The organism is Synechococcus sp. H55.11 (assembly GCF_047462475.1).
Lineage (GTDB): Bacteria > Cyanobacteriota > Cyanobacteriia > Thermostichales > Thermostichaceae > Thermostichus.
In genome coordinates this window covers 1-5,021 of sequence record NZ_JANSJI010000198.1, presented here as the reverse complement: position 1 = coordinate 5,021, position 5,021 = coordinate 1, and the positions used below count along the sequence as shown (strand labels likewise).

Genomic DNA, 5,021 nt, shown 5'->3' with positions numbered 1-5,021 from the left:
GGGAGAGGGGCTGGGGGTGGTCGCGTGAGCGGCGCGGAGCGCTTGGGCGAGCAGCACGGAGCACTGGGATAGTAGGGAGTGCCTTCATCTGGCCATAGGGGGCAAGGAATGGATGACCAGGGAGTGGGCTGTATACAGTAATTGGTGAATGGATCGAGAGCCCATTGACTTCAGTTGACCAGCATCGACTTGGCCAAGAGCACGTAGGGGCGGATGGCCTCGCTCTCTTCGGGGCCGAAGACAGCGCTGAGGGAGTCGAGCATCAACTTATAGGCAGGCTGGCACTGGTCACGCATCTTGAAGGACTTCAGGATCGTCTCCAGCCAGTAGAGCAACTTATCCCGCAGGTAATCCTCATCGTTGAGCAGCATGGCCAGGCAGCAGTAGCGCCACACCATGAGGAGATCGCGGCGGCAACGCTCCCAGGCCAGGTGCCCATGTTGGCGGGGCAAATTCGGCATCATCGGCTGGAACTTCTCCATCACCCGCTCCACCAGCTCTTGCTCTTTGGCCTGCAGGACTTGATAGAGGCGGACTCGTTTGGGGATCCCTTCCACATAGGCGTGTAGGGTTTTCAGCTCGTCTGGGCGCAGATAGCGGCCCTCACTTTGTTGCATCAGCGCGGTCACCATTGAATTCATAGGAAGCCCCCTTGGTTTAGACGAACATGTGCATCAAGGTGAGCGCTTCTTCCGACGGAGCTGCAGTCTCGGTTTGAGGAGCAAATTCTGGCTCAAGCCGCTCTGGGGAAGGGGTGCAGACAGCCTGTAGCGCTTGCCAGCAGGGGGCAAGCAAACCCTGCTGCTCCGCCGGCAGGGATCCCTGCACCACCGCCTGCAACTGCTGGAGCGCTTCCGGTAAACCCAGATGACGTTCCATCGCCCCACAACTCCATTGCTGCAGGGGCAAGGGATCCCCCAACAACAAGCTCAGGCCCAGGGAGCGCAAGCAGAAGGCCAGTTGCCGGGCCAAGAGGCGCTGAGTGGGGGCGAGAGAGGATTCTGCCTCACCGCTGTACCCGTGCTGTTGCAGAACCTTCTCGATCCATGCCATCTCCTGCTGTTGCAAAACCTGGTAGAGATGCAGCCGCTCTTGAAAGGAGAGAGCGTAGCGGATGAGATCCTGCAGATCGTCGGGCGTCAGGTAATCCCCTTCTCGATCGGCAATGCGCTCCGGCCAGGAGTGAAGGTCATTCATGGGTGAGGTCTCCTTAAAAAAACCAATTCAAAAAAAACCAATTCAAAACAAGTCAAAAGATCGAGCGGCTCGAGGAAGCAAAACCCAAGTTGGGGCAAAGCAGGGCTAGAGCAAGGCTCCACCAAACAAAGCGGCAAAATCCTCAAGCGTAAAGGGATCCTCTGGCGGCAGCTCCGGCGGTGGCTCAGGGCGCGGGCGGACGCCCGACCAATTGCAGCCGGCAAAAAACTGCCCTACCGACTGGGCCAAGAACAGGGGGGAGTCCGACAGCGATTCTGGAGCGAAGGGAGCTTTGGCCAAGGGCCGGTTATCCCAGTTCAACCCCTGTAAAAACACCGCCAGCGGCTGGGTTAAGTCCAGATCGGTGTCTAGGTTGAGGGTGACCATGGGCGTTTCTCCAAAGTGGCAAGGGAAGGATTGCAAAAGCCACAGGCAGACCTCACAGTTGGTGCAAACGCTGCTCGATCTCGCGGGCGCTGGCCCCTTCGCTCACCCAGAAATTGGCGGCATCGATGCGCTCTTGCCCGCCCAGCAAAAACTTGCAATAGGTCTCCCCCATGGCGTAGCACTGGATTTCGATGCAGGCCAGCTCGCGGGAAGTCATAGCAGAGAAAAATCCGGCAAATAGCCCGGCATAGAGGTGACAAACCGGCCTGCCCACATCGCCCAAGGTGCGGGCCACCAGCGAGTCAAACAGGTTGATGAATAGGAACCCTTTTTGTTTGGACTCGGTTTCCACCTCCCACTTGCCCCACCCTTGCGCCGTAAAAGGCCACCACCAGGTCTCCAGCAAAAACAGAAGGTTGGACTGCTTGACCCCAACTCCGTACTCCCGCTCATACCACTGGGAAAAATGCTGGGCATCGCGGCTGCCCCAGTCTCTGCCGATGGTGTACATCACCGCCGCAGAGGCATCGCCCACTTCCCGCTCTAGGCCCGCCTGCAGGCCGACAATGAAGTCTTCGCTGAGCAGCAGGTTTTGGGTGTTGTTCCAGTCGATGATCGTGCCTTGCTCTCGGTTAAAGCGGAAGAAATCGCGGTAGCTGTAGTGGGCGTGCTTGTCGCGGCCCACCGGCATGGTGACTGCGGGACGGGGATCCGGTCGAGTGGTAACGCTGGCCATGGCTTTCTCCTCAACAAAACTGAGCCGTGATCTACTACAGCAGGAACCCAAGCAGAGTGTTGGGATCCCTTAGGCCTCGCGGGTCTGGGCAAGAGTGCTGCCGATGATGCGGAAGTCTTCGTTTTCCAGTTGCTTGATCGTGGAACGGGTGATGATCTTGCCCTGCTCCACCAAAACGCGCCCTGTTCGGGGGTGCAGCAAGTCTTGTTCGGCCCGCCGACCGATGAGCACCTCGATATCCTTCAGCGAGTTCACGTACATCCCCGGCGGCAGCTCCACCACCACCCCATCGGCCACCACCCGTGCCTGACAGGCCAAGCGGGAATTGCTGCGGGCGCTGGTGATCGTCTCCAGGGTTTTGGCCTCGCGGGGGGTGATGGGGGTGAGGCTCTCCATGCCCTCCTTGACGTAGACATGACAGGTGGCGCAGAGGCCGCGGCCGTTACATTCCTTGGAGACATGGAGCTCCTCCGACAAAATGGCCGACAGCAGATTGCTGTAGGTATCCACCTCCGAGACACGGGATAGAGGATCTAGCCGGATTTGTTTCACCATAGGTGGGATCCCCAACTTCAAGGCAGACAAAAACTCTGCCGGCAGATACGCCCTGCCGCAAAAGCAATGCAAGCGAAAAATCAGTTCCTACTCGTATTCTGGATTTTGGCCAGGCTGAGAGAATCAAAATGTCATAATCTTTAACTACGAATAAATACGGAAATTTTCTCCATGTAGAAAGCTGGAAAGTAGAATCACATAAACTCGAAAAAACTGGGGGCCTTCTTGTAAACATTTATCGCAAGCTTCCCCAGTTCAACTTATCGACAAGATAAATCTTGAGTAGGGCTTTTGCTCGATTGGATTTTGGGTTGGCATTGACAATTTTCGGATCTGGTTAATGCCGACTGTAAAAGTGTATCGAGCAACCCTATCTTCATTGTTTCTTTAAGTTGACCTCTTGTCTAATCGGTTTTTGTTCGCTTTTTGTCGGTCGCGTTGCTTGGGAGCTATCGCTATGGAACTACGCCAGCGGGATCCGCAAACGTTGCAAAACCTGTTGCGGGCTGCCTACCAACAGCTTTTGGAACGCCAGCCCTACCAGCACGAGAAGGCGGGAGAGCTGGAAAAAATCGAGCAGGACTTTCTGCGGGGTCGGATTGGGATCAAGCGGTTGGTTCGCCAAATTGGGGGATCCCGGCTCTACCGGCAGCTCTTTTTCAGTGCCGGCTGCAACACCCGCTGCGTGGAGCAGGGTTTTAAGCACTTTTTGGGGCGGGCCCCGGCCAGCAAGGAGGAGGTGGCCGCCTACCACGACATCTTGCTCCACCAGGGCTTTCAAGCCATGGTCAATGCCTTTATCGACTCGGAGGAGTACCGCCACACCTTCGGCAACGACCAACTGCCCCACCCGCGGCAGCGGCTGAGCGGCTGCCCGCCTCTGGCCTACCTGCTGACGGAGCAGATGCACCGGCGCCATGAGCTGGCGATGCAGGGATCCCCGCGGCTGCAGAGCTTGGCGGTGATGTAACTCAGGCGGCGGGAGCGGGAAGAAAGTCGAGGCTGTAGGCTTGGCGGGCATTCAGGCCAGCTTCGACAATTCCCAGGGCCACCATTTCCTGAAAATAGGTCTGCCAGCGCTGGTGGGTCATGGCACCGATCCCCAGGGTGGCCGCGTCGCCGGCAGTGAGGAGGCCGTAGTCTTTTAGGGCTTGGTGGGCATAGGCCAGAAGGGCCTCGCTCATGTTGGGGTTGTCTTGGCGGATGAGGCGGTTGCCGGGGCGGGGATCCTCCAGGTAGCTTTGCCAGCCCGCGATGGAGGCGGCCACAAATTTTCGCACCTCCTCCGGGTGCTGTTCGGCAAAGGGGCGGGTGGTCTCCAGCGTGGTGGCATAAGGGGAATAGCCGTAGTCGGCCAGCAGGAAGACAACAGGATCAAAGCCGCCCTCCTGGCGCACGCGGAAGGGCTCGGAGGTGACATAGCCCTGCTGGGCAGAGGATTTGTCCAGCAGGAAGGGGGCGAGGCTGAGGTTGTAGGGGCGCTTTTGCTCGTCGCTGAAGCCGAACTTGGCCCGCAAGAAAGGCCAGTAGGTAAGGTTGGCTCCCGGAGAGACCCAGATGGGCTTGCCCCGCAAGTCTTCCAGGCGCTCGATGCCCACGCCCGGATGGACCAAAAGACACTGGGGATCCTTCTGGAAAAAGGCGGCCACGGTGAGCACGGGGATCCCTGACGGCAGAGCCGCCAGGGCGTCGGGGCTGCCGCCGAGGACAAAGTCCGCTGCTCCCCCAGCCAGCAGTTGCAACACGTTGACCGCCGTTCCCCCCATGCGGATTTCCACCTGCAGGCCGTAGTCGGCGTAGATACCCAGGGCCAGGGCCTGGTAGAAGCCGCCATGCTCCGCCTGAGCATACCAGTTGGTCACCAGGCGCAGGGGCCGGGATCTGGAGCGGCGGGATCCCGCTGCTGCTGTCACTAGAGCAGCTCCACTGGCTAGAAAGCGCCGTCGGGGCCAGAGCTCTGCGGTCACACTAGCCATGGGCAGGGATCCTCAGACTGCAACGCTTTCAGTATCTCGCAAGCAGGTGGTTTTTGCCTCAGCTTGGCCCAAATAGCCCCTAGCCGGATGTCGGTATCTCTCCTCTCCCATCCCTCACCCCCGGCCCCTCTCCCATCCCTCACCCCCGGCCCCTCTCCCAGAGGGAGAGG

Annotated in this window: 7 protein-coding genes; 1 reads left to right on the top strand and 6 read right to left on the bottom strand. The window is 59.0% G+C overall.

Features of this window, described 5'->3' with window-relative positions:
- Positions 1 to 170: 170 nt before the first annotated feature.
- From NW853_RS08405 to NW853_RS08385, 5 genes are all read right to left on the bottom strand, one after another.
- Positions 171 to 641, bottom strand: coding sequence for a phycobilisome protein (locus NW853_RS08405; RefSeq protein WP_414348786.1), 471 nt, complete (start codon positions 639 to 641; stop codon positions 171 to 173).
- A 16-nt stretch (positions 642 to 657) separates the two neighbouring features.
- Positions 658 to 1,197, bottom strand: a complete 540-nt coding sequence (locus tag NW853_RS08400; protein WP_414348785.1) for a hypothetical protein — start codon at positions 1,195 to 1,197, stop codon at positions 658 to 660.
- 105 nt (positions 1,198 to 1,302) lie between these two features.
- Positions 1,303 to 1,584, bottom strand: coding sequence for a hypothetical protein (locus NW853_RS08395; RefSeq protein ID WP_414332444.1), 282 nt, complete (start codon positions 1,582 to 1,584; stop codon positions 1,303 to 1,305).
- 52 nt (positions 1,585 to 1,636) lie between these two features.
- Positions 1,637 to 2,320: a V4R domain-containing protein gene (locus tag NW853_RS08390; protein WP_414348784.1), complete on the bottom strand. Its 684-nt coding sequence runs from the start codon at positions 2,318 to 2,320 to the stop codon at positions 1,637 to 1,639.
- A 69-nt stretch (positions 2,321 to 2,389) separates the two neighbouring features.
- A complete protein-coding gene (locus NW853_RS08385; RefSeq protein ID WP_414348783.1) occupies positions 2,390 to 2,875 on the bottom strand; it encodes a 2Fe-2S iron-sulfur cluster-binding protein in 486 nt (161 codons plus the stop codon).
- 457 nt (positions 2,876 to 3,332) lie between these two features.
- Between NW853_RS08385 and NW853_RS08380 the strand changes: the two genes are divergently transcribed.
- On the top strand, positions 3,333 to 3,845 hold the full coding sequence (locus tag NW853_RS08380) for a phycobilisome rod-core linker polypeptide (protein WP_414332438.1): 513 nt from the start codon (positions 3,333 to 3,335) through the stop codon (positions 3,843 to 3,845).
- Between the two features lies 1 nt (position 3,846).
- Here the strand turns inward: NW853_RS08380 and NW853_RS08375 are convergent, their stop codons facing one another.
- Positions 3,847 to 4,851 carry an ABC transporter substrate-binding protein gene (locus tag NW853_RS08375; protein WP_414348782.1) on the bottom strand — a complete coding sequence of 335 codons (1,005 nt, stop codon included), beginning with the start codon at positions 4,849 to 4,851 and terminating at the stop codon, positions 3,847 to 3,849.
- Between the last annotated feature and the right edge of the window lie 170 nt (positions 4,852 to 5,021).